Source organism: Comamonas sp. Z3, from assembly GCF_008121565.1.
Classification (GTDB): Bacteria; Pseudomonadota; Gammaproteobacteria; order Burkholderiales; family Burkholderiaceae_C; genus Comamonas; species Comamonas brasiliensis.
Genome location: NZ_VOQU01000005.1, coordinates 19,309 through 44,068, shown reverse-complemented (window position 1 = coordinate 44,068; position 24,760 = coordinate 19,309). Strand labels below are relative to the sequence as shown.

Sequence of the window (24,760 nt, the reverse complement as noted above, 5' to 3'; positions counted from 1 at the left end):
CCCTAGTGCACAAGGAGAGCATCATGTCACTCAGAGATTTCCTGGCCACGTCAGCGACACGCGCGTCCAAGCCGGCGCTGCAGGTTGTTCCCGAAGCGGCGGACACGCCCGAGGTCGCCGCGCCGCAAGCGCCTGCCTCTGCGCCCCCTGCACCGCACTATGGGCACTCACCGGCCTATCTGGCGCTGCGAACGCGCATTCATGGCAAGATGCTGGAGCGCTTCGATCTGGCTGCGCTGGAGTCGCTGCCCACGCAGACGCTGCAGCAGGAAATCGCCGGCATGACCGAACGCCTGCTGGAGGAAGATGCCGCAGTCGTCAACGATCTGGAAAGAAGGCTGCTGATCCGCGACATCCAGCACGAGATGCTGGGTTTCGGCCCTCTCGAGCTGCTCATGACCGACCCTGCGGTTTCCGACATCCTGGTCAACCGCCACGATCAGATCTATGTGGAGCGCCTCGGTCGTCTGGAACTCACGCCCGTGGTCTTCGCGGACGACAAGCATCTGCTGCGCATCATCGACAAGATCGTCTCGCGCATCGGCAGGCGCATCGATGAGTCCAGTCCCATGGTCGATGCCCGCCTGCCCGACGGATCGCGCGTCAACGCCGTCATCCCGCCCGTGGCGCTCGATGGTCCCATGATGTCGATCCGGCGCTTTGCTCGCATCCCGCTGCGCATGGAGAACCTGATCCAGGACCTCAAGAGCCTGACACCGGGCATGGCCCTGACTCTGGAAGCCTTGGCCAAGGCCAAGGTAAACATGATCATCTCCGGGGGCACGGGCGCCGGCAAGACAACGCTGCTCAATATTCTTTCGGGCTACATTCCCGCCGTGGAACGCGTGGTCACCATCGAGGATGCGGCCGAGCTGCAGCTGCAGCAGCCGCATGTGGTGCGCATGGAAACGCGTCCACCCAATATAGAAGGCCGCGGTGAAATCACGCAGCGCTCGCTGGTGCGCAACGCACTGCGCATGCGCCCTGACCGCATCATCATCGGCGAAGTCCGCGGCGCCGAGGCCGTGGACATGCTCCAGGCCATGAATACCGGCCACGAAGGATCGCTGACGACCATCCACGCCAACACTCCGCGTGACTCGCTGGCACGCCTGGAGAACATGGTCGGCATGGCTGGCCTCAATCTGCCGCACCAGGCCGCTCGCCAGCAGATTGCCTCGGCCATCACGGTGATCGTGCAGGTGCTGCGGCTTACCGACGGCAAGCGCAAGATCACCAGCATCCAGGAGATTACCGGCATGGAAGGCGATGTGGTCACCATGCAGGAGATCTTTGCCTTCACCCAGACCGGCGTCGGTGCCAGCGGCGAAGTCCAGGGGTATTTCCATGCCTCGGGCGTCAGGCCCAAGTTCGCCGACCGGCTCAAAGGCTTCGGCATTGCGCTGCCCGACAGCATCTTCGCTCCAGAGCGCCACTATCAATGAACTCGGCCCAAAGGTGCTGTCATGCTGTCCTTTTTTTCTTCCCACTCGATCCTGGTGATCATTGCGCTGGTGTTTGCCGCCGTGCTTTTGCTGCTCGAAGGCATTCACCTGGTCTGGAAGCAGTACAAGAGTCCGGAGGCGAAGCGGCTTGAACGTCGGCTCAGGGCCTTGTCCGCCGCCGACGATCACAGCAGTCCGACCAAGCTGGTCAAGGAACGCGTACTCAGCGACATGCCCAGGATGCAGCGGATGCTGCAAAGCATGCCCCGCGCCCACCAGCTGGACCGCGTGATTGTTCAGTCGGGCCTGGAATGGACGGTTTCCGGTTTGCTGCTCGGCATCGGGATACTGTTTTTCCTGGGTGCGCTGGCCGCAAGCATGTTCCATCTGCCCATGGAACTGGTGCTGCTCGCCGGTGCCGTCCTGGGCTGCCTGCCCTGGCTTTATCTGCAGCGCAAGCGCAATCAGCGCCTGGGCCTGCTGGAGCGCCAGATCCCCGAAGCGCTGGACCTGATCGCGCGGGCCTTGCGCGCCGGCCACGCATTCTCGGCAGGCCTGCAGATGGCCGGAGAGGAATTGTCCGAGCCCATAGCCGGCGAGTTCCGCCTGGTGCACGACGAGATCAACTACGGCACCTCGCTGCAGCAGGCCTTGAACAATCTCGGGGAAAGAATACCGATCACCGATCTGCGCTACTTCATCGTCGCCGTATTGATACAGCGCGAATCGGGCGGCAACCTGACCGAGATGCTGAGCAATCTGAGCCGTCTGATCCGCGAGCGGCTCAAGCTTCACGCCAAGATCCGGGTTCTGTCCTCCGAAGGACGAATGTCGGCCTGGATCCTGGGGCTGATGCCCTTTGCCCTGGCAGCCCTGCTCAATTTCGTGAACCCGGAATTCATGTCCACGTTGTGGACTGACCCCATAGGCATCGTCATTCTGCAATGGCTGGCCGGACTCATGGTGATCGGCATGTTGATGCTGCGCCGCATTGTCCGCATACGGGTATGAGTGCATCCCAACTGCAAGGAGTCCGCCATGTTAATCGTCGCCCTGCTCACTTTCGCTTCCCTCATGCTGGCTGCAGGAGCCCTGTTCTTCTGGGTCACGCCCACGGTCACAGAACAGCGCCTGCAAGAGCTGAGCCCAGCCCCTCTGTCCGGCAGCTGGACAGAAACTGCGGTCAAGCTGGTGGGGCCGTTCGCCCACCTCTCCTCCCCCACTGCGGGCAGTGATGCCACCCCGTTGCGCCTGCGCTTTCTGAATGCCGGCATTCGCCACGAGAACGCGCCCTTGCTGTATTTTGGCGCCAAGACGCTGCTGCCTCTGGTGATGATGTTCCTGGTCTATTCGCTGATGATGGCCCAAGGCACGACAGACAGCCTGCAGCTGCTGCTCTATCCGCTGGTCACCGGGCTTGTGGCCTGCTATCTGCCCAATCTGGTGCTGCGCTGGATGGCCGCACGCCGCAAGCGCGAGATCTTCGAGAATTTTCCCGATGCCGCCGATCTCATGCTGGTCTGCGTGGAGGCAGGCATGGGACTGGATGCAGCGCTGGGCAAGGTGACTGCCGAGATCCGCATCAAAAGCGAAGCCCTGGCCCAGGAACTTCACTGGACCAATCTGGAAATGCGCGCCGGCAGCACCCGGGAGAAATCCTTGCGCAACCTGGCCGCCCGCACTGGAGTGGACGAGATACACGCCTTCACGGCCATGCTGACGCAAGCGGACCGTTTCGGCACCAGCATCGGCGACTCCATCCGCGTGTTCTCGGACGATCTGCGCCACAAGCGTCAGATGCGTGCCGAGGAACTGGCCGCCAAGATCCCCACCAAGATGCTGCTGCCGCTGGTGACCTGCATCTTCCCCGCCATCGTGATGGTGGTTCTCGGCCCGGCAATCATCAGACTGCTGCGCATGGTGCTGCCCATGATCGCGGGAAGCGTCTAGGCCGAACTCGGACTGCTGCAACACTGCTGCAGTCCCCTGACGACCCGGGCATGCTGCCTGGCAGGAACGACCCTGGCCATGCCTGGAGCGTCTGCAGCGGCCGGCCTTCACGGACGATCGAATGGATCTACAACGGAGCTTGCGATGAACTTGATGCAGGGAACCGTCAATGGCTGGCAGCAGATCAGTCCCCAAAAGCTCGCGCCCATGCTTTTCCTGGCCGCCCTGGCTCTCGGAGAAGCGCTGTGGATACATGCCCATCCGCTTGTCTTTTCCGGCACCGAGCCGGTGTTCTGGACGACTCTGATCCTGCTGAGCATCAGCTGGATCTATGGATATTCGGGACGTAGCCTGGCCTTGTCCGAGATGTCGTTCTACGCAGCCCTGTGGATAGTGACAGCGCTGATCGGCGCCATGCTGACCTATATCTTCGCGACCCTGAACCTGCCGCTGCTCGACGCCCAGTTCACCAGACTGGATCAGGCTCTGGGCTTCAACTGGCTGGCCTTCTATGGCTTTGTCCAGCAACACCCACTTCTCAGAGCCGTGCTCACGCTGGCCTATTTCAGCGGCCTGCTGCAAGTCTTTTTCTCGATCATCTACCTGTCGCACTGCGCAAGAAACGACAGAAACGAGGAGCTGTGGTGGTCGTCTTCCATCGCCTTGATGCTGACGGCCCTGCTATCGGGACTGCTGCCTGCCGGAGGGACTCTTTTCTTCCACTCCGTCGGGCTGGAGAACGCCGTGCACCTGCCTCACTTCATGGCGCTCAGGGAGGGAAGCCTGAGCGAGTTCGCATTCGGGGATCTGAAAGGCATAGTCACGTTCCCTTCCTATCACACGACGATTGCCTTGCTGCTCATCCATGCCTACAGACAGCTCCGGCTTTTTCGCTGGGTGCTCGCATTGAACATCCTGATGCTGATCTCCACGCCCATCAACGGCGGGCACTATCTGGTGGACATGCTGGGCAGCGGCGTTGTTACCGTTTTTTCCATCTATCTGACGAGGCGCGTTCAATATTTCCTGCAGCGATGATTTCAATTTCATCCGCACAATGGGCCAGACCCGGGAGAGCTCTGAATGAAAAATATCTCGTGCAACTTCATGCTGCTGAACGAAGTGATACGGTCTCCCCGCGAGATCGGTGCCCTGTGCCCGAGTTCGGCGCGATTGGGCAATACCATGGCCTCTTTGGTGGGTGGCGGAGACGAGGGTCTGGTGGTGGAGCTTGGTGCAGGAACAGGAGTCATCACCGAGTCACTGCTGCGCAGCGGCATCGCGCCCGGCAGACTGGTGATCATAGAAAAGTCTTCCTCGTTCGCCAGCTACCTGTCCGAGCGATTCCCTCAGATCAGCGTTTTTCATGCCGATGCCGGTGACTGGCCCTCGATTCTCGGTCGTGCAGCGGTCAAGGCCGTAGTCTCGGGTCTGCCGCTTCGCTCACTGCCCCATCAGTCAGTGCACAAGATCACCGACACCTGGGCGCGCTCGCTGACCAGCGATGGCCGAGTGATCCAGTTCACCTACTCGCTGTTTGGCGCATCCGCCTGGCAGAGCGCCGGCCTCAAGCGCATAGACCGCGAAACTGTGTGGGGCAATCTGCCGCCGGCGAGGGTGGAAGTGTTCTCACGCCCCTGAGCCTGCCCTGCCTGTGCCTGCCGCACCTGGCCTTGCGGGTGGGACTGCGGCAAGGCTGGCGCCGATTTATCGGTATCGTCGAGCCATCTGAATCCACGAGGAGACCGAGGACATGGTGGACATCGTTCATAGAATTGGTATCAGAGCGCCTATCGGCGATGTTTACCAGGCGATCTCGTCCGTTGCAGGTATAGCCGGCTGGTGGACCCGGGAGATGAGTGCAAGCACGGGGCCCGAAGTCGCAATGAGCGCGCGCTTCACGGACCAGGACGGTCGGGAGCTCGGGAAAATCTGTTTCGACCTCGTCAGGCCTAAGACGGAGCACAGCGTGCACTGGCGCTTCACGGAGGGTCCCGAAGAATGGATAGGTACCGAGGCGACCTTCGAACTGAGCCGCCAGGACGGCTACACCATCCTGTTGTTCGGCCACCGGAACTGGCGCGAAACAGTCGAGTTCACCGCCCATTGCAGCATGAAATGGGCCGTCTTCCTGCTCAGTCTCAGAGCGCTGACAGAGACCGGCAAAGGCAGCCCGTCTCCCCAAGACACCAAGATCGACAACTGGAACTAGCGCTCCAATGCACAACAGGGCTAGCCCCGTCACGGTCGGCAAGCCCGCGTCCGCAGCTGCCGCGCTTGGCTCTCCGCCAGGCCCCAGGAGCGGCTCCTGGGTACAAGTGGTCACTTTTTGAAAACATCGCGCCACAAAAGCCACAAACTGTGCGATCAGCGCGCATAAAACCCCGCAACAACTGGCTCAGGCACGCTAGTAACCGCTACACTTTGCGCCGCAGGCCTGCGTAGTACCCGACGCAGGCCTTTTTTTCCCGATTTCGAGGTTTTCGCGCACTGCCATGTCCACCGTCTTCAATTTCACCTTTGTTCCCTGGTTCCGGTCTGTGGCTCCCTATATCCACAAGTTCCGACACCAGACCTTTGTGGTGGGCCTGACCGGTGAAGCCATTGATGCGGGCAAGCTCAGCTCAATCGTCCAGGATCTGGCCATGATCCAGGCCATGGGCGTCAAGATCGTGCTGGTGCACGGCTTCCGCCCCCAGGTCAACGAGCAACTGCGCCTCAAGGGCCAGGAGCCGCGTTACTACAACGGCATGCGTGTCACCGACTCCATTGCGCTGGACTGCGCCCAGGAAGCGGCCGGCCAGCTGCGCTACGAGATCGAGGCCGCCTTCAGCCAGGGACTGCCCAACACGCCCATGGCCGGTGCGCGCGTACGCGTGATTTCGGGCAATTTCCTCACAGCCCGTCCCGTGGGCATCGTCGACGGCGTGGATTTCATGCACTCCGGCCTGGTGCGCAAGGTCGACGTGGAAGGCATTCGCAGCGCCCTGGACTCCGAAGCCATGGTGCTGGTCTCGCCCTTCGGCTTCTCGCCCACGGGCGAGGCCTTCAATCTCAGCATGGAAGAAGTGGCCACCCGCGTGGCCATCGAGCTCAAGGCCGACAAGCTGCTGTTCCTGACCGAAGTGCCCGGCGTGCGCATGGACCCCTGCGGCCCGGCCGACGAGAACAATCCTATCGACACCGAGCTGCCGCTGGACGCCGCGCGCCGCCTGCTGGCCCAGCTCCCGCCTGCACAGCAGCCTACCGATGTGGGCTTTTATCTGCAGCACTGTGTACGCGCCTGCGAGCATGGCGTGGAACGCAGCCATATCCTGCCCTTCTCGACCGACGGAGCGCTGCTGCTGGAGATCTATGTGCACGACGGCAACGGCACCATGGTGATTGACGAAAAGCTCGAAGAACTGCGCGAGGCCACGATCGACGACGTGGGCGGCATCATTCAGCTGATCGAGCCCTTCGAGCGCGACGGCACGCTGGTCAAGCGCGACCGCACCGAGATCGAACGCGACATCGCCAGTTACACCGTCATCGAACACGATGGCGTGATCTTCGGCTGTGCCGCCCTGCACCCCTATCTGGAAGCCAAGACCGCCGAAATGGCCGCCGTCACCGTCTCGCCCAAGAGCCAGGGCACGGGCGATGGCGAGAAGCTGCTCAAACGCATCGAACAGCGTGCCCGCGCCCTGGGCTGCGAAACCATGTTTGTGCTGACCACACGAACCATGCACTGGTTCATCAAGCGCGGCTTTCAGCCCGTGGAGCCCGAATGGCTGCCGGAGGCCCGCAAGGCCAAGTACAACTGGGGACGCAAGAGCCAGGTGCTGGTAAAGAAGCTCTGATCCGCTCCACTCTTGAAAATGGCTTCCAGCGCTTGATGAGAAAGCGTTGGAAGCTATTTTTTTGGAAGCAAAGAGATGTTGGAGTGGCTGGCCCCGGCTATGCGAGCAGCAGCTCTGGGCGCTGCAGGAGCGGCTAACGCAGCGCTGCTCTGTCCGCCCTAGCTGCGAATTCCGACGGCGGACGGCCGAACTGCTTGCGGAATGCCGCCGAATAGGCGCTATGGCTTTCATAGCCGCTTTCCAGCGCCACGGTCGTGATGGGCATGCCCTGCAGCAACTGGGGGATGGAAGCCATCAGCCGCATCTGCTGATACCACCGGCCCCAGTTCATACCGGTGCTTTTCAGAAATCGACGATGCAGCGTCTTGGGCGTCAGCGCGTGCTGTCGGGCCAGGGCTTCCACCGTGGTGCGCTGCGCCGGTGCACCCAGCATGCTCTCGCAGATGCGTCGCATCAGCATGTCTTCCGGCCATGGCAGGTAATACGGCAATGGCGCCAGCGCCTGCAACTCCTCCAGCAGCAGATTGCCCAGCAGCGCATCGCGCGGGCGATGCGGCCCCTGATGGGGCAAGTCGACAAGCGCCGCCATCAGCTCCCTGACCAGCGGCGAGACATGGAGCACGCAGTCCCGGGCAGGCAGGCGTTCCGACCATGCCTCCTCAATGAACAGGCCAAAGGCTCGCACCGCCGTGGTCGCCGTGATCCGGTGCAGCATGCCCGGGCGCAGCCACACCGCAGTGGTGGGAGGAACCAGCCATTGCCCGCCAGGGGACTCGACCAGCAACACGCCTTCCGAGGCATAGATGAGATGACCGCGCGCGTGGCTGTGCTGAGGCACCACATGACCGGGCGGATAGCGCTGCTCCACGCCCGTGACAGGCAGTGACGAGGCCTGGGCATGCTGCAAATCCAGTGCATGCGCGCCATGTTCGGGGGAGGCAAAACCCATGAGATGTCCAAATTCCTACAACAAATGAATATCTATCGATAGAAGTCTATACCTCTGGCGACTTAAAGTAGCCGCACTGCCTCCATCAAGCACCTTGCCGTGAAACACCGCCACCCGCTTCCGCTATGCCTACTGGCTCTGACATCTGGTCGGGGTCCGTACGCACGCGCTTGCGCATGGCTACTCTCCGGTCTCCCCAGACCCCGACCTCAGCCAGCCCAATCCGGGCAGGGAGACCAGATCATCATTTCTACTACTCCAAGGTCCCTATGCTGGCTGATCCCTCTACCAAATACCGCGCATTTCCCGTTGTGGACTTGCCCAACCGCCAATGGCCTGGCCGTACATTGACGCAAGCGCCCGTATGGCTGTCGACAGATTTGCGCGACGGCAATCAGGCTCTGTTCGAGCCCATGAACCACGAGCGCAAGCTGCGGCTGTTCCAGGAGCTGGTCGCCATCGGTTTCAAGGAAATTGAAATCGGCTTTCCCTCCGCTTCCCAGACCGACTTCGACATCGTGCGCCACCTGATCGACGCGCAGCTGATTCCGCAAGACGTCACGCCTATGGTGATCACCCAGCTGCGCGAGGACCTGATTGCCACCACGGTGCACAGCGTGACGGGCGCACGCCGCGTGATCGTGCACCTGTACAACGCCGTGGCACCGGCCTTCCGCGAAATCGTCTTTGGCATGGAAGTGCCGCAGATCATTGCCATGGTGGAGCACCATGTGCGCCACCTCAGGCAGCTGACCGAGCAGCACCCCGAAACCGAATGGGTGCTGCAGTACTCCCCGGAAACCTTCTGCATGGCCGAGCTGGACGTTTCCCTGGCCGTCTGCAATGCCGCCATTGCCGCCTGGGATGCCGGCCCTGAACGCCCCATGATCATCAACCTGCCGACCACCGTCGAGGTTTCCACTGCCAATGTGTTTGCCGACCAGATCGAATGGATGGACCGGCGCCTGGCACGGCGCGAACATGTCACGCTGTCGGTACACCCCCACAACGACAGAGGCACTGGCGTGGCCTGCGCCGAGCAGGCCCTGCTGGCAGGCGCCCAGCGTGTGGAGGGCTGCCTGTTTGGCAACGGAGAGCGAAGCGGCAATGTGGACCTGGTGACCCTGGCCCTGAACCTCTACACGCAGGGCATTGCCCCCGGCCTGGATTTTTCCGATATCGCTGCCGTGGCCCGCATTGCCGAAGCCTCTACGGCCCTGCCCATCCATCCGCGCCACCCCTATGTGGGCGATCTGGTGTTCACGGCATTCTCCGGATCGCACCAGGATGCGATTGCCAAAGGCTTTGCGGCGCAAAAACCCGATGCTCCCTGGCGCGTTCCCTACCTGCCCATAGACCCGCAGGATCTGGGACGCACCTACGACAGCATCGTGCGCGTCAACAGCCAGTCCGGCAAAGGCGGCATTGCCTTCCTGCTGCAAAAGGACTGGGGCATCACCATGCCAAGGCGCATGCAGATCGAATTCAGCGCCATCGTCCAGGCCTGGGCCGACAGCAGCGAAACCGAGCTGAGCAGCGCGCAGATCTGGTCATTGTTCGAAGCCACCTATCTGCATGCCCATACCCAGTCACCGGTCTTGCGCTACCAAGGCCACCGGTTGTTCGACAGCGAGCAAGGCCAGGGTGTCGAGCTGCACTGGCACGATGCAGACGGACAGTCCAGGCAAAGCAGCGGCATGGGCAACGGTCCTATCGCTGCCGCGGTTGCGGCGCTGGAGTTGCCGCTGCGCATCGACAGCTATGAGGAGCGCAGCCTGGGCAATGGCGCTGACGCCTGCGCGCTTGCCATCGTCGAAGCCGCCTGGCCTGGCGTGCCCGGCTCGCGGTTTGGCGTAGGCATGCAGGCGAACATCGTCACTGCATCGGTGATGGCGGTCGTGAATGCCGCTGCGCGCTTTGAGGGCGAGGTGGTTCAGACCCGCGCGCCCAACCCTCGCTAGGCCCCGCCCGAGCAGACGGGCCGCCGCATGCCAACCCCGGCCCTGTCACCGGGTTTCAGCGACTGCCAGCGCATGGACTCCCGAGCCAAAGGGTCTGTCACAATTTTGGGACAGACATGAGCTGCCACCGGCAGCCTCTGGCCAGCTGGAGTCCCGCGGATGTTGCGCTGCGTCACGTCACTTCCAGGCGGTCTGCGCTACAAAGTCGAATTGCATTTGAACTGCATTTAGCATGAGGCATGCCATGAACACACTCCCTCCCCAGGCCATCAGCCAGGACGTCCTGGCCGAAAAATATCTGGCCGACGGCGAGCAGTCCGAACAAGACCTGTTTGCCCGCGTGGCACACGCCCTGGCCGCCGTTGAAAAGCCCGAGCTTCAAGCGCATTGGGAGCAAAAATTTCTGCTCAATCTGCAACTCGGCGCCATCGGTGCCGGCCGCATCATGGCGGCTGCGGGGCTGGACACCAAGGCCACCTTGATCAACTGCTTCGTACAGCCCGTCGCCGATGCCACCAATGGCTTCGACACCCAAGGCAACCCCGGCATCTACACGGCGCTGTCGCAGGCGGCCGAGACCATGCGCCGCGGCGGCGGCGTGGGCTATGACTTTTCCAATCTGCGCCCACGCGGTGCGCTGGTGCGCGGCACCAATTCGAATGCTTCGGGCCCCTGCTCCTTCATCGATGTCTTCGATGCATCCTGCACCACGGTGGAGTCGGCGGGCGCACGACGCGGCGCCCAGATGGGCGTGCTGCGCATCGACCACCCCGATGTGCTGGAGTTCATCACCGCCAAGCGTCAAAAAGGCCGCTGGAACAATTTCAATGTCTCGGTCGGCGTGAGCAACGCCTTCATGCAGGCGGTCAGGGACGATGCCGAATGGGAGCTGCTCCATGTCGCCAGCCCCAGCGATGCACAGATACAGGCTGGAGCCCATCGTCGTGAAGATGGGCTGTGGGTCTATCAAAGCCAGCCTGCGCGCACGCTCTGGGACGCCATCATGCGGTCGGCCTATGATTTTGCCGAGCCTGGCATTCTGTTCCTCGACAACATCAATGCCGACAACAACCTCTGGTATGCCGAGCAGATTGCCGCCACCAATCCCTGCGGCGAGCAACCCCTGCCGCCTTACGGCTGCTGCGATCTGGGCCCGGTCATACTCACGCGATTCGTGCGCGAGCCGTTCACACCGCAGGCCTTCTTCGACCTGGAAGCCTTTCGCGCCGCCGTCGCCGTTCAGGTGCGCATGCTGGACAACGTGCTGGATGCCACCGTCTGGCCCCTGCCCGAGCAGCAGCGCGAGGCGCAGCAAAAGCGCCGCATCGGCGTGGGCTTCACAGGGCTGGGCGACGCCTTGATTCTGCTGGGCCTGCATTACGCCAGCGATGCAGGCCTGCAACAGGCCGAGGCCATCGCCCGCAATATGCGTGATGCAGCCTATGCCGCCTCGGTGGAGCTGGCACGGGAAAAAGGCAGCTTCCCTCTGTTCAACGCCAAGCAGTATCTGAAAAGCGGCTTTGCCAAACGCCTTCCCAAGGAACTGCGTGCGGACATCAGAAAACATGGACTGCGCAACAGCCATCTGCTGTCCATTGCCCCCACGGGCACGGTATCGCTGGCCTTTGCCGACAACGCGTCCAACGGCATCGAGCCGGCCTTCTCGTGGACCTACACACGCAGAAAGCGCACGGCCGATGGCGGCGAGCAGTTCTATACCGTACAGGACCATGCCTACCGCCTGTACAAGGCCATGCATGGCGACGAGGCCCCGCTGCCCGAGTGCTTTGTCAGTGCGCTGGAGCTGAGCGCCAGCGAGCATGTGGCCATGATGCGCTGCGTCCAGCCCTTTATCGACACCTCGATATCCAAGACCGTCAACATCCCGGCCGACTATCCCTTCGAGGACTTCAAGCACCTCTATATGGAATGCTGGGAGGCCGGCCTCAAGGGCTGTGCCACCTACCGCCCCAACGATACGCTGGGTGCAGTGCTCTCCACAGAATCTGCCTCAAAACCCTCTCAAACGCCTACAGATAAAGCGCAGGCCGCTATCAATTCCTCAGGCTCCAACGGCATGACGGCCGTGATAGAGCGCCGCCCCGAAGGTCCGCTCAACGCCGTGGTCGACAAGATCGAATACTTCACGCATGACGGCATAAGGCGTCTCTACCTCGTCGTCAGCTTCATGGTGGTCGATGGCGTGGAGCGTCCCATCGAGTTCTTCATGCCTGTGGGCCAGACCGGCGAGAGCCAGCAATGGATCACGGCCACCATGCGCAGCCTGAGCCTGGCCGCGCGTGGCGGTTTTCTCGACAAGGCCCTGGCCGATCTGCGCAAGGTGGCCTGGGACCGTGGCCCCGTGCGCTATGGCAGTAGAACGCGCGAGGACGGCAGCCGCATCCCGCTCTGGCACGACAGCGAGGTGGCCCTGCTGGCCTATGCCATCCAGAGCATCATCGCCAACCGGGGCTTGCCCCAGCCCGCCCCCAGCACGGCAGCCACGCCGGCCGCCGCCCCCGAAGGCAATGGCTCGGTCAATGGCAAGAAATGTCCCGACTGTGGCGCTCACGCCATGATCCGCAAGGACGGCTGTGCGTTCTGCACGGCTTGCGGCTATGTGGGGGCCTGCGGCTAGCGGACAGGCCCGCAAACTGGCGACTGGCGGAAGTGCTCCGCCAGCAGCGGTCGCCCGCAGCGCGGCTGCATAGGGATTCGCTGCTTGCGTGCGTTGGGATGATGCTGAGAGCCTGCCCGCCTGCCGAGCGCCATGCAGGCAGGGCTTCATGGGCTGGCATGCGTAGATTGCAGCAGTCCATGGCCGCTGCCATGTCTCTCGCCGGTCCGGCTGCATCGGGTCGTCGCGGACATCAGGATGATCCATGCCGACGAGCGCATGACCGAGGGCACCCTGTCGCGCCTCGTCGGCCATGGCTTACAGGCCGCACCTTGCCGGACGCACCTCAGCAGGTCTTGCCTTCAGCGTCTGCCTTTGCCGGCTCAATGGAGGGCTGCGTCTGCGCGGTCTCCACTGGGGCCGTCGCAGGCTCGGGCTCAGGCTCCTTGGGCAGGGAAGCCCGTGCCACCTGGAGCATGTGCAAGGCCAGCGACTCGTACAGGGGCCGCGCAATCATGCGCGAGATCATGCTGGCGATCATGGCCGATGCCATCAGGCTGAGCACCAGAGCGTGGCCGTCCACCATCTCCATCACGATGATGAAAGCCGTCAGCGGCGCCTGAGTCACGGCCGCCAGAAAGGCGGCCATGCCCATTGCTATCAAGGCAGGAGCTATATCCGTAGTCCCAGCAAGCGATGCCACATTGTTCCCGACACCTGCGCCAATCGACAGCGAGGGAGCGAAGATGCCGCCGGGCACGCCCACCCAAGCCGATAGCCAGGTGGCGATGAACTTGAGCGTGACATAGAACTCGGGCACGTCGGCCTCGCCCTGCAGCATATGCTTGACGGCCTCCGAGCCCGCACCAAAGGTGGCACCGCCGGTGACCACGCCGATGACGGCAATCAGCAGGGCCAGCACCGCGGCAAAACGAATCGGAAAGCGCGACCTGAGCTTGTTGAGGCGCTCGGTGGACGAGGTCAGCGAATGGGTCATGAGCTTGGCGAACAGGCCGCCCAGCACGCCGCAGGTCAGCGCCACGGCCAGGCAAGGCAGCAGGTCGCGCCAGCCGAGTTCAGCCACGCGGATGCGACCAAAATAGCTCAGATTGCCGAAGACCGAGACCCCCATCAGACCGGCCAGCACAATCGCCGCGATGATGAGACCACTGGAGCGCGACTCCAGCTTGCGCGAAAGCTCCTCGATCGCAAACACCACGCCCGCCAGCGGGGCGTTAAAGGCGGCGGCAATACCTGCAGCGCCGCCAGCCACCAGCAAGGCATGGGTGTTGATGACGGACTTGGGGCCCAGCCAGCGCCGGGCCGAATGCATGACACCGGCAGCCACCTGCACCGACGGCCCTTCGCGCCCTATCGACAGCCCAGCGAGAAATCCCGCACTGGACAGCACGATCTTGGCAAACGACAGCCACAGCGACACAAAGCGCTTGCGCAGACCGGCATCGACCGACGGCTCCAGCGTGGCAATCACCTGCGGGATGCCCGAGCCACTGGCCCCAGGCGCCCACTTGCGCGTGGCCCAGACGGCGGCAGCCGTGACGGCCGGCATCCAGATCAGCACCAGCCAGCCGTTGACGCCGTGATAGATACTCTCGAAAAAACCGAAAGCTGCCTCGGCCAGCAGCGTGAATGCCACCACGCTCAGGCCTGCTGCCGCAGCATAGGCCAGCACTATTGTCCGCTCCAGCCAGCGCTTTCCGTCGCGCATCTCTTCATTGAGGTTATGGAAGAAATCTGGCTCTTGCTGCATGGGCGGGCAATCGTTTCGGGGCGGCTGCAAAAATGGGCGAATACCCACATTCTGCGCCAGCTGCAGGGCTACGCAGATTGGCAATGTCCACAACGGCCTGCATCGCAGGTGTGCCGAATGGCGACCCGAGCCTGGAGTCCCCACCAGAACCAGGCGGACTGTACTGGGCAAATAGACCGCAGCGGTCTATCCCGGGGCGGCCGCTGTCATCGCATCGGTTGCGTCAGGATCGTCCACGCCAAGGCGGCCAGGCCGCCCATGACCGCAAGCACTGCGCCATGCCTAGGCATATAGGCCAGCAGCCATGCGACGCCTAGCGCGGCCACACTCAGGCAGCCGAGCCAGACGACTATTCCCACCACACCACCCCAGCAACCTGTGCAGAGCCATAGAGCCGCCATCATCAGCGCCGCCCCCATCACGCGCAGCAAGGCCCGCTGCACAGACCCGGGCTCACTGCGCGATACGATCTGATGGCAATGCCTGTCCATGGCCTGGCTCAGCACCAGCATGCCTGCCAGACACAGCGCCAGAACGCAGATCATCAACGGCCAGAAACTCATGCCAGGCCTTTCAGCGCCTGCAGCGCGACCGCCATCACGGCAGCCGAGCCTGCCATCCATGCCGCCACTCTCGGCAGGCTGCGCACATGAAAGACCCAGAGCGCCACTACGGTGTAGATCACAAAGCTGAGCAAGGTGGACAACAGCACGGCGGGTGCAGGCTGCATGGCACCGAGGGCCACAAGCGCATGGGCCAGCACGACACAAGCCAGCGCCGTGAGCGCATAGCCGCCCAGAGTGGCCATCAGCACGCGCAGCAGCACGGCCCAGTGATAGCGCCTGGTCTCTGCCTGGGTCATTGCAGCCGCTGTCATGTGAGACCTCCTGAGATCGCGCCACGGGCCGCACGCGGCTGCCGCACGCTCTTGCCAAGCCGCGACTTCTCATGCCGCCAGGCCCCCCAGGCCACCAGCAGGCCCAACCCCATGCAGGTCAGCTCCACCCCGGCTTGCCGGCCGTCACCCTGCGCCAGATACAGCAGCAGGTGCTGGCCTGTAGTCATGGCATTGAGCAGCGGCAAGCCCAGACATAGCAAGGCCAGGGCGCATAGCTGCTCGCGCCATGCCTTGTACGTTGTGCGCAGCAGCGCATGCAGCAGGCTCAATGCCCAGACGGCAAAGAACACGCGGATTTCCCAGCCGGAGCGCAGCTCCAGCGCCAGCGGCAGCAGTCGGTTGCCGTATAGATAGGCAATCGACGCCAGTGACGAGCCTGCCAGCGCTGCCACATTGAGCGCGTCGATACAGCGGTACATGAAATGCGTTGCAACGCCCCATTCGTTACCGCTTTTTGCTCTACGCTTGACTGCAAACAGTATCGATCCGGAGGCAATCATCGCGGTGCCGATCAGACCCAGAACAAAATACAGCCACTTCATCGTCCAGCCACCAAAGGTGACCAGATGCAGCGCGCTGATGACGGGATGGGTATCGCTTGCAAAACTACTGGACGGCGGGTTGGCGGGCAGCTGCAGCAGCTGGCCGTCGACGGCATCGAAGGTCGCCGAATTGGCGACATTGACCATTTGGCGCGTCGCCGCCGTATCCGGCTTGCCTTCCATGAAACGCACCGTGGCCCGACCGTGCTCGGGTCGCTGCACCAACACCTCCACCACAGGCTGCGCCAGCAAGGACTGGGCCTGCTGCGCAAGGCCGACAAGATCCGCACCGGCAATGGCAGGCGCATCTGAAGCCGCTTTCACCTCTGGCCTGGCCTTCAGCTCGGACTCGTAGCGGCTGTAGGCCGAGCGCTCCTGCCCGTACAGGGATTGCAGCGGCCAGGGCATGTAGCTGGTGTAGAAATGCGCGAGTCCGGTGTAGACGATCATGAACAGAAACGGCAGCGTGAGCACGGCCGATGCGTTGTGCGCATCCAGCCAGGAACGCTGCCCCTTGCCGGGCCGGAAGGTGAAGAAGTCCTGAAAGATGCGCCGGTGCACGATCACGCCCGAGACCAGCGCCACCATCATGCACATCGATACCAGTCCCACCACCCAGAAGCCCGCGATACCGCCCTGCAGAGAATAGTGAAAGGACATGAAGTGCCGCCCGCCTTCGGTCTGGCGCAGGGCGGGTTCAGGCAGGACTTGGCCCGTCAGCCCATGCAGGCTGGCCTGCACTTTGCCGTCCAGGGAGCGCGCAAACACCTTGACGCCCTCGCCGGTCTGCAGCGGCAGACCGATGCGCCAGATACCGGCATCCGGCGCCGTCTTGCTCAGGTGCTGCTCGGCCAGCCGCAAGGCCTGCAGACGCTCGTTCAGAGAAAGCGGCTGCTGGCCGCTGCCTTCCAGTGGCACTGCCTGCATCCACAGCGTGACGGGTTCACGGAACACGCTGATCGAGCCCGTCAGAAAAATGGCGCAGAGCAGCCAGCCGCACACCAGGCCGCACCAGGTGTGCAGCCATGACATGGTCTGGCGAAGTCCGGGCTGAGATGCTGGCTTGCCGCTCATGTCGGCCCGCTCAGAATGCGCCACGCAAGGTCAGCAGCACGCTGCGCGGCTCGCCATACCAGTTGCCGCTGCCCGAGGTTCCAACCGTCTTGTAGTACGTCTTGTCGAACAGATTGTGCACATTGAGTGCAGCCGACCAGTTGCGATTGATGCGGTATTGCACGCTGGCCCCCCAGACGGCGTAGCCGGCCTGAGTGAAGCGGAAGGGAACGGCATCGCCATCGTACTGGCCCGATGCCGGGTTGTAGCTGTTGGCCGTGCCGCTGACATAGGTGGCGCTTTGCAGCGTCACGCCGCCGCCAACGGTCCAGGGCGAGTGCTGGCCCTGCAGCTGATAGCTGCTCCAGAGCTTGAACAGGTGCTTGGGCGTGATGGAGCTATAGACCAGCTGCGACGGGTCGGTCTTGTTGCGATTGTGGTTGTATGTATAGCCGGCAAACAACTGCCAGCCTTGCGCCAGCTGGCCGGTGACTTCCATGTCCAGGCCCTGGCTGATGATCTTGCCCTGGGCCACATAGCAGCAGCTCAGGCCCAAGTTGCCGATATCGGCTTCCGGATAGCGCGGATCACGCACCGCCTGGCCCTTGCGCTCTATCCGGTAGAGGGCAAACGCAGTATTGAGCTTGCCCTCGCCGAGCTCTCCCTTCACGCCCAGCTCGAAACTTCGGCCCTTGATCGGATCCAGCGCCGCCCCCGGTACAGGGCCTGCCAGCATATTGGCCTGCGACTTGTGGATCTCGGTCACACTGCCGTAGGCTGTCCACTGCTTGCCCAGGTCGTAGACCAGGCCCGCATAGGGGGTGAAGATGCCGCTTTCGCTGTAGTATTCGCGGCCGCTGGCCCGGACACTGCCGTCGGCGTTGTAGTTGATATACGGCGTGTCGTAGGAGTAGCTGGCATAACGCCCTCCGACTATGGCGGTGAGCTGATCCGTCAGGCTCAGATTGGCACGACCATAGAAGCCTTTTTGCGTGGCACCGTAGCCGGGATAGCTGCGCGTCATGCGTTCGCGCACCGCAAAGGGAATCCGGCCAGGATCGAACTCATAGACATTGGTCAGCGAAAGCGGCGTGTCCATCTCTGAGTAGTAAGTGTCCTGATCGTCACGCACCTTGCTCCAGTCCGCACCGAGCAGCAACCGGTGCTTGCGGCCGAACAGCGAGAACGGGCCGCTGGCATGCACATCCAGGCTTTTTTTCTCCGAACGAAAGTCGTTGGAAAAGCCGGTCCAGTTGGCGCCAAGACCTGTTGCAGGGTCAACGGCTCCACTGAGACTGGCCAGCCGTGAATCGCTGTCCACCTTCTGATAATTGACTTGAGCCTTGAGCTTCCAGTCCCCCGCCAGTTGCTGGTCGAGCTGCGCAAAAATCTCCTTGGCGCTCTTGTCGTAGTGGCTCCAACCCGCCATCAGCGCGGTTTTGCGGGACAGCTTCAGATCGTCGCCATTGGCAGCACGGGGCAGGCCTTCGCGCCAGGGAGTGGCCTTGAGCTTGTCGTAGCTGGCTCCCAGGCTCACACGCGTGGAGCTGGTCACATCGGCTTCCAGAATGCCGTAGAGCAGGCTGTTTTGCGAATCCGCTCCGCGATAGAAAAAGTTCTTGTCCGAATGCGCGAGCACGGCACGACCACGCAGGCTCCCTGCTTCATTCAACGGACCCGCAACATCCAGCTCGGCCTGTTTGCGATTCCAGCTGCCGACGCCCACCGAGCCCAGAATCTGCTTTTGCGCCGTAGGACGCTTGCGCACCAGGTTGATGGCACCGCCGGGCTCCCCATTGCCGCTGAACAGGCCATTGGCGCCGCGCACCACCTGCACACTGTCATACATGGCCAGATTGGGGTCGAACAGCTGCTGGCTGAACGCGTCCACACTGGCACCGTCGATCTGCACATTGCTGATCTCGAAGCCTCGCGACAGAAACCTGGTGGCCGCACCACCCAGTCCACCCGCACCGCCATAGTCCACCGTCACGCCGGTGGTCTGCTGCATCACTTCGCCCACATTGCTCATGGCCTGATCTTCGATGCGCTGACGCGTCACCACCGAGATCGACTGTGGAGTCTCCCGGATGTCCTGCCCTTTGCCCAGGGACACATATGAGGCGGCATACGAACCACTGCCCTCTGTGGCTTCGCGTTCAGCCTGGGCCGTCACCGTCACCTCGCCCAGCATGCCGGTCTGGCTGCTGTGGCGGCGCACGGTGATGGCCGCCCCGACAGGGACCGCTTCCAGCCCGCTCCCAGTCAGCGCCTTTGCCAACGCCTCGTTCAAGGTCTGAACGCCTTGCAGCACCGGCGCCGTACGGCCTTCCACCAAGGCTGCGTCGACCGAAATCGACACCCCCCAGGTGCGGGCCAATGCATTCAATGCCTGTCCCAGGGGCTGGGCAGGCACACTCAGGCTGTGGGAGGTGGACATGGCCGTATGGCTGCTGGCGCTCTGGGCATGAGCCGTCGGCAACACAGCCAGACCTGACCAGGCCAGACAAGCCATGGCACTGGCCAGAGCCACGCTGCGCAGACTGCCGCAATGCGAACCCGCAGCCATCCCCTCCCCTTGTCCAGAAGAAAAATGAGAGTGATTTCTTTTCATCAAATGCATCCTGTGAATTGCTTGTCTAAGTGCTTTCACAGTGAAGACGCATGAAACGGCTTGTACCGGACAAAAAATTTTCAGCCGGACAGGCCTGCCGTCAGCGCCGGCGGATGGTGACTCTGCCATCGGGCAGCGACTGCACCCGCACGGGCAAGGAGCGCGGCAGGCTGGCGATGAAGGTGGCAGGCTCGCGCAGCTTGAAGCTGCCGGTCAATCGCAGGGCTTGCAGAGAAACTGCATCGTCCAGCACCAGCGGCTGGGTCAGGTAGTCATTCCAGCGCGCCACGACCTCGGGCAGTGGTGTATGGTCAAACACCAGCCAGCCTTCACTCCAGGCGCCCACATCCGCCGCGTTCAGGGAGTAAGGGGCAAGCCGGCCGCCTGCATCCAGGCGCAAGCCCTGGCCTGCGGTCAGGAGCGCGTCGGGGGGCCGATCGGCCATGGCGCCCTGCTTCCACACTGCCACACGCCCCTGAGCAACGCTGACCTGCAGGCCGGCAGGCCGCAGCGCCACGGAGAAAACCGTGCCCAGCACACGTACGCGGCCCAGGGCCGTGTGCACCTCGAGGGGACGCTCTGCGTCATGGGCTACGTTGAGCCGGATTTCGCCCTGCTGGAGATGAACCTCGCGACGCTGGCGATACAGCAGCACCGATGCGTCGGTACCTGGCGCCAGATCAAGCTGGCTGCCGTCGGGAAGATGGCGGCTCAGGTGCTGACCATGGCCTGTATGCAGCGCCATCTGCTCCGTTGGCTGCAGCCAATGCCAGCGGCCAAGCATGCCGGCCAGGCCCGCCACACCAGCTACCCCCAGCACGGACAGCGCACGACGACGGGTCTGCTGCACACGCGCCGAATGAGTCCCGGGCAAAGGCATCTCGCCCTGCAAGGCACTGCCTTGTGTCGCAGCCCAGCCTGCCATGGCCGCCTGCGCCGCCTGTTCGTTCGCAGGTTCCCTGGCACGCCAGCGCACCAGCGCCTCCGTTGCGGCCTTCGCCACATCAGGACTTGCGCCATGCTGGCGCGCAATCAGCAACAAGGCGTGCTCCAGGCGCTTGCGATCCGGCTTGCCGAAGAAAGCGTCGGCACTCATGAGGTCAGCCCCATGCAATCGCACACTGCGCGCACCACATGCTTTTCGATGGCAGCTTCGCTGATATTCATATGTGCTGCGGCTTCGGCATGGCTGAAGCCATAGATGCGCACCAGCACAAACACCTCGCGGCGCTTGCGCGGCATGGCTTGCAAACGGCGAGACAGCAAGACCAGCTGCTGCCGCCCTTGCGCCTGACGCTCGGGCGAGGGTGCTTCATCTGCAGCCACCACGGCCAGGGTCTGCAGCATGCGGGCTTCGGCAGTGCGGCGGCGCGCATCGTCGATCACGATGTTCTTGCCGGTGCGAAACAGCAGTGCCCGCAAGTCCCGTATTGCAAGATCTTGCGACTGCATGGCAAATACGCGGGCATAGCTTTCCTGAACCACATCCGCGGCCGCATCCCGGCTATTGAGCGAGCGGGCAAAGAAACTGACGAGTTCTGCGTAATAGTGCGCAACCACGGGTACACCTCGACCTCTTGCGAGGCATGCCGCCCAGGCTCTGGGATCAGCCGCAAAGCATGCAGCGACGGAGCGGGAAAGCGCAGACTCTATCAGAAAATGAGAATCAATCTCATTGAATGACAAATATCAAGGCCTCGTCGCATCAATGCAGAACCAGTGTCGCGACAAGCTGTGAACCTGCGGCTCCATCGCTGATCAGATCGCGTAATACCAGCGCTTGATCGCTTCGCCAGCCCTGGCCAGCACGGCTTCACGCCCTGCCCCATCAAGCGGGCTGCCGGTCAGATAGGCCGTTACCAGCAGCGGCGCTGATTGCGCGGTAGGCCAGACGATGAGCGTGTCGCAGGCCGTGCCCCTCTCGCCGCTGCCAGTCTTGCCGCCCACCTTCCAGTCCCCCGGCATGCCGGAACGCACGCGCTTGTCGCCGGTACGGCTGTCCGCCAGCCATTGCTGCAGCAGTGCACGGGCATAGCCTTCCAGCACATCGCCCAGCAGCAGCTTCTGCAGACTTTGCACCATGGCCCGTGGCGTCGTGGTGTCGCGCTCATCGCCGGGCAGCGCAGTGTTCAGCGAAGGTTCGTTGCGGTCCAGCCTGGTGGTGCCGTCACCCATTTCGCGCAGCCATTGCGTCAGCGCTGCCGGCCCGCCGCTGGCTTCCAGCATCACATTGGCCGCCGTGTTGTCGCTGACAACCACCATCGCTTCGCACAGCTCCTGCACCGTCATGCCCCCATTGGCTCCCGCCCGCTTTTCGGATATCGGCGACCATGCAACGACCTCGGCTGGAGAGTAATAGAGCTTGCGCCACAAACGAATCTCGCCTCTTTGCGCCAGATAGAGCACGCGGGCGGCCAGCAAGGTCTTGAAGGTGCTGCACATGGGAAAGCGCTCGTCGCCGCGCCAGCCTGCCTCGGCGCCGCTGACGGTATCGACCACATACAGGCCGAACCGGCCCTGAGACTGAATTTCCAGCGCCGCCAGCTCGTCGCTCAATGTTCTCGCCGCCGCAGCTTGCTGCTTGGAGATAAAAGCACAGCCGCTCAGTCCCCAGGCCCCCAGACCCAAGGCCAGTCCTGTTGTTAGCATGCTGCGTCGTTGCATAAGATCCTCTTGTAGTTAACTGTGATGGTTTGAAGCATATCGCGCTGTATTCAGGTGAACCAGCAGTAATAATTGACGCCATCCATTAGAAAAACTTTTACCTCTATCGTCCCATGCAGCTTCCACTGAACGCCTTGCGCATGTTTGATGCGGCGGCACGCCATCTAAGCCTGACCCGCGCCGCACAGGAGCTGCATGTGACGCAGGCTGCCGTCAGCCAACATATCCGCAATCTAGAGGAACGCCTGGGCAAGCCGCTGTTTCGCCGCCTGCCCCGCGGTCTGGCCCTGACCGACGAAGGCCAGGCCTTGTGGCCCGTGGTGGCGCAAAGCTTTGAGCGCATAGAACAATCGCTGCAGCAGGTGGCGGAACCGCGGCCACGCGAAATCCTGAGCGTGGGCGTGGTCGGCACTTTTGCCATCGGCTGGCTGATTCCCAGGCTAAGCCAGTTCCAGCAGTTGCATCCCTATATAGACCTCCGGCTGCTGACCAATAACAATCGCGTCGATCTGGCTGGCGAAGGACTGGACGCCGCCGTGCGCTTTGGCGACGGTGCCTGGCATGGCACGCACGCGCAGATGCTGCTGCGGGCTCCGCTCTCTCCCATGTGCACCCCCATGCTGGCACAGCAGCTGCGCGAGCCTGCCGACCTGGCCCGGCAAACCCTGCTGCGCTCCTATCGCACCCAGGAATGGGAAGGCTGGTTTGCCGGCCTGGACCAGACTGCCCCGCTGGCACGCGGAGCCATGTTCGACTCCTCGCTGACGCTGGCCGAGGCCGCCGCCCAGGGCGCAGGCATTGCCTTGCTGCCCGCGCGCATGTTCGAGCACATGCTGCAGCAAGGTCGGCTGGTGCGCCCTTTTGCCCACGAGGTCGATACCGGCGCCTACTGGCTGACCTATCTCAAGTCACGCCAGGCCAGCTCCGCCTTGCAGACCTTCAGACAATGGCTGATGACCCAGCTGCAAACCGACTGAAACCAGCGCTCTTCAATGGACAAAACCGTTTCCTACCAAGCGTTTCATGCTATCAATCCATGAGTCCTCAGCAGCCGCCAAGCCGCACAGGTCTGCATGGCTTCAGGGCAACGGGTAAAGTACACGCCCAGCAAGCGCCATGGCGCTTTGGTTTTATTCATTTCATCAGACACCTGCCTTGACTGCCGCCGCCACCCTGCCCGTCCTGTACTCCTTCCGCCGCTGCCCCTATGCCATACGCGCCCGTCTGGCGCTGGCCCATGCGGGCCTGGCTTGCGAACTGCGTGAAATCAATCTGCGCAACAAGCCGCAGGCGCTGCTCGACGCGTCGCCCAAGGGCACGGTGCCCGTGCTGGTGCTCCAGGATGGAAAAGTCATCGATCAGAGCCTCGAGGTGATGCTGCATGCGCTGCGCGGCAACGACCCCGACGGCTGGCTGCAACCCACGCATGGCAGCCTGGAAGACATGCTGGCTCTGATCGAGCGCAATGACGGCTTCTTCAAACAGGCTCTTGACCGCTGCAAATACCCCGAGCGCCATGACGCCGAAGCCGTGAACCAGGCCCAGGCCGATGCGCTGACCTGGCTGGCGGCCCTGAACGATCAGCTCGAGGAGACCGGCTATCTGTTCGGCCTGAACCCCAGCCTGGCCGATATGGCACTACGCCCCTTTGTAAGGCAGTACGCGCGTATCGACGAAGCGCAGTGGAACGAGCAGCCCTGGCCTCATCTGCAGCACTGGCTGCAGCGCTGGATTGACTCGGCCCTGTTTGCCGAAGTCATGGAAACCTATCCAGGCTGGGTTCCGGGCGGCAAGGGGCCGACCTTTGTGGGCGAGAGCGTGGAAAGCCTCTGATGCCGCAGCCATGGCTGCGAACGCTTGGCTGACAGCGATGGCACGCGTTTGACAAGCATCAAAAAACCCCGGCAGCTTGCGCTTGCCGGGATTTTTTGTGGCATTGCCGTCAACAAGATTAGCGCTTCGCGCCCTTGAACAACAGCACCGCCAAAATCACGAAAAACGCCACAAAACAGACAAATGACCAGTTGGCAATGGAGCCGCCCAGCAAAGTCCAGTCAATGGCGGCGCAGTCGCCCGAGCCCTGGAAGATCATGGGAATGGAGCGGCTGAAGGAGTAGTGCTCGATCATTCCATAGAAGTCACGGCCGCAGGTCGCAAACTCGGGGGGATACCACTGCAGCCAGCTCTGGCGTGCTGCCACGAACGCGCCGAAACCGCTGCTCAACAGGGCCAGAATACCAAAACTCATCCACCAGCCTTTTTGCCCTCTAACGCTTGCCAGGCCGGTGAAGATAGCTACCAAAATCAGTGCATAACGCTGCACGATGCACATGGGGCAAGGCTCCAGGCCCACCACATGCTGCAGGTAAAGGCCAAACGCCAGCATGGCCACACAGGCGACGCTGATGAGCGCCAGGATGCGCCGTGGCGCAGTTTCAAACCATTGAAGCATCA

At 62.6% G+C, this 24,760-nt stretch carries 21 protein-coding genes; 11 read left to right on the top strand and 10 right to left on the bottom strand.

Annotated features, from left to right (window positions below; all coding sequences use genetic code 11):
• Positions 1-23: 23 nt before the first annotated feature.
• The 7 genes from FSY59_RS15580 (at position 24) to argA (ending at position 7,237) form a co-directional block, all read left to right on the top strand.
• Complete coding sequence (locus FSY59_RS15580; RefSeq protein WP_003055607.1) at positions 24-1,445, top strand: CpaF family protein; 1,422 nt, start codon at positions 24-26, stop codon at positions 1,443-1,445.
• A gap of 21 nt (positions 1,446-1,466) precedes the next feature.
• Positions 1,467-2,456: a type II secretion system F family protein gene (locus FSY59_RS15575; protein WP_003055608.1), complete on the top strand. Its 990-nt coding sequence runs from the start codon at positions 1,467-1,469 to the stop codon at positions 2,454-2,456.
• A 27-nt stretch (positions 2,457-2,483) separates the two neighbouring features.
• The gene (locus FSY59_RS15570; RefSeq protein ID WP_148729276.1) at positions 2,484-3,395 is read left to right on the top strand and encodes a type II secretion system F family protein; all 912 of its coding nucleotides are present in this window, start codon (positions 2,484-2,486) and stop codon (positions 3,393-3,395) included.
• Between the two features lie 144 nt (positions 3,396-3,539).
• The gene (locus tag FSY59_RS15565) at positions 3,540-4,433 is read left to right on the top strand and encodes a phosphatase PAP2 family protein (RefSeq protein WP_148729275.1); all 894 of its coding nucleotides are present in this window, start codon (positions 3,540-3,542) and stop codon (positions 4,431-4,433) included.
• A gap of 45 nt (positions 4,434-4,478) precedes the next feature.
• Positions 4,479-5,036: a class I SAM-dependent methyltransferase gene (locus FSY59_RS15560; RefSeq protein ID WP_003055611.1), complete on the top strand. Its 558-nt coding sequence runs from the start codon at positions 4,479-4,481 to the stop codon at positions 5,034-5,036.
• Between the two features lie 112 nt (positions 5,037-5,148).
• On the top strand, positions 5,149-5,607 hold the full coding sequence (locus FSY59_RS15555) for an SRPBCC domain-containing protein (protein ID WP_148729274.1): 459 nt from the start codon (positions 5,149-5,151) through the stop codon (positions 5,605-5,607).
• Between the two features lie 283 nt (positions 5,608-5,890).
• A complete protein-coding gene (gene argA, locus FSY59_RS15550; protein ID WP_148729273.1) occupies positions 5,891-7,237 on the top strand; it encodes an amino-acid N-acetyltransferase in 1,347 nt (448 codons plus the stop codon).
• 133 nt (positions 7,238-7,370) lie between these two features.
• On the opposite strand, the gene FSY59_RS15545 is transcribed toward argA, so the two are convergent.
• Entirely contained in the window at positions 7,371-8,186 is an 816-nt protein-coding gene (locus FSY59_RS15545) for a helix-turn-helix domain-containing protein (RefSeq protein ID WP_043372567.1), read from the bottom strand.
• 269 nt (positions 8,187-8,455) lie between these two features.
• On the opposite strand from FSY59_RS15545, the gene FSY59_RS15540 reads away from it, so the two are divergent.
• Both FSY59_RS15540 and FSY59_RS15535 read left to right on the top strand, forming a co-directional pair.
• Positions 8,456-10,147: a 2-isopropylmalate synthase gene (locus FSY59_RS15540; RefSeq protein WP_148729272.1), complete on the top strand. Its 1,692-nt coding sequence runs from the start codon at positions 8,456-8,458 to the stop codon at positions 10,145-10,147.
• A gap of 244 nt (positions 10,148-10,391) precedes the next feature.
• Positions 10,392-12,785, top strand: a complete 2,394-nt coding sequence (locus tag FSY59_RS15535; protein ID WP_003055617.1) for an adenosylcobalamin-dependent ribonucleoside-diphosphate reductase — start codon at positions 10,392-10,394, stop codon at positions 12,783-12,785.
• Between the two features lie 325 nt (positions 12,786-13,110).
• Here the strand turns inward: FSY59_RS15535 and FSY59_RS15530 are convergent, their stop codons facing one another.
• From FSY59_RS15530 to bla, 8 genes are all read right to left on the bottom strand, one after another.
• Positions 13,111-14,535 (bottom strand): chloride channel protein, encoded by a 1,425-nt coding sequence (locus FSY59_RS15530; protein WP_043372559.1) that lies wholly within the window; start codon positions 14,533-14,535, stop codon positions 13,111-13,113.
• Positions 14,536-14,741: 206 nt separating this feature from the next.
• Entirely contained in the window at positions 14,742-15,098 is a 357-nt protein-coding gene (locus FSY59_RS15525) for a DUF3325 domain-containing protein (protein WP_148729271.1), read from the bottom strand.
• Positions 15,095-15,412: a hypothetical protein gene (locus FSY59_RS15520; RefSeq protein WP_003055623.1), complete on the bottom strand. Its 318-nt coding sequence runs from the start codon at positions 15,410-15,412 to the stop codon at positions 15,095-15,097. Before FSY59_RS15520 ends, FSY59_RS15525 begins: the two co-directional genes overlap by 4 nt.
• Complete coding sequence (locus FSY59_RS15515; RefSeq protein WP_148729270.1) at positions 15,409-17,049, bottom strand: PepSY domain-containing protein; 1,641 nt, start codon at positions 17,047-17,049, stop codon at positions 15,409-15,411. Before FSY59_RS15515 ends, FSY59_RS15520 begins: the two co-directional genes overlap by 4 nt.
• A 10-nt stretch (positions 17,050-17,059) precedes the next feature.
• Entirely contained in the window at positions 17,060-19,597 is a 2,538-nt protein-coding gene (locus tag FSY59_RS15510) for a TonB-dependent siderophore receptor (RefSeq protein WP_253279338.1), read from the bottom strand.
• Between the two features lie 145 nt (positions 19,598-19,742).
• Positions 19,743-20,738, bottom strand: a complete 996-nt coding sequence (locus FSY59_RS15505) for a FecR family protein (RefSeq protein WP_148729269.1) — start codon at positions 20,736-20,738, stop codon at positions 19,743-19,745.
• On the bottom strand, positions 20,735-21,202 hold the full coding sequence (locus tag FSY59_RS15500; RefSeq protein WP_003055630.1) for a sigma-70 family RNA polymerase sigma factor: 468 nt from the start codon (positions 21,200-21,202) through the stop codon (positions 20,735-20,737). Before FSY59_RS15500 ends, FSY59_RS15505 begins: the two co-directional genes overlap by 4 nt.
• Before the next feature lie 198 nt (positions 21,203-21,400).
• On the bottom strand, positions 21,401-22,306 hold the full coding sequence (gene bla, locus FSY59_RS15495) for a class A beta-lactamase (protein ID WP_003055632.1): 906 nt from the start codon (positions 22,304-22,306) through the stop codon (positions 21,401-21,403).
• Positions 22,307-22,419: 113 nt separating this feature from the next.
• Here bla and FSY59_RS15490 point away from each other — a divergent pair, with 113 nt between their 5' ends.
• Entirely contained in the window at positions 22,420-23,283 is an 864-nt protein-coding gene (locus tag FSY59_RS15490; protein ID WP_003055635.1) for a LysR family transcriptional regulator, read from the top strand.
• Between the two features lie 139 nt (positions 23,284-23,422).
• The gene (locus FSY59_RS15485; protein ID WP_003055638.1) at positions 23,423-24,139 is read left to right on the top strand and encodes a glutathione S-transferase; all 717 of its coding nucleotides are present in this window, start codon (positions 23,423-23,425) and stop codon (positions 24,137-24,139) included.
• Positions 24,140-24,257: 118 nt separating this feature from the next.
• Here FSY59_RS15485 and FSY59_RS15480 read toward each other — a convergent pair whose 3' ends face one another.
• Positions 24,258-24,758: a disulfide bond formation protein B gene (locus tag FSY59_RS15480; protein ID WP_029158687.1), complete on the bottom strand. Its 501-nt coding sequence runs from the start codon at positions 24,756-24,758 to the stop codon at positions 24,258-24,260.
• Positions 24,759-24,760 lie beyond the last annotated feature (2 nt).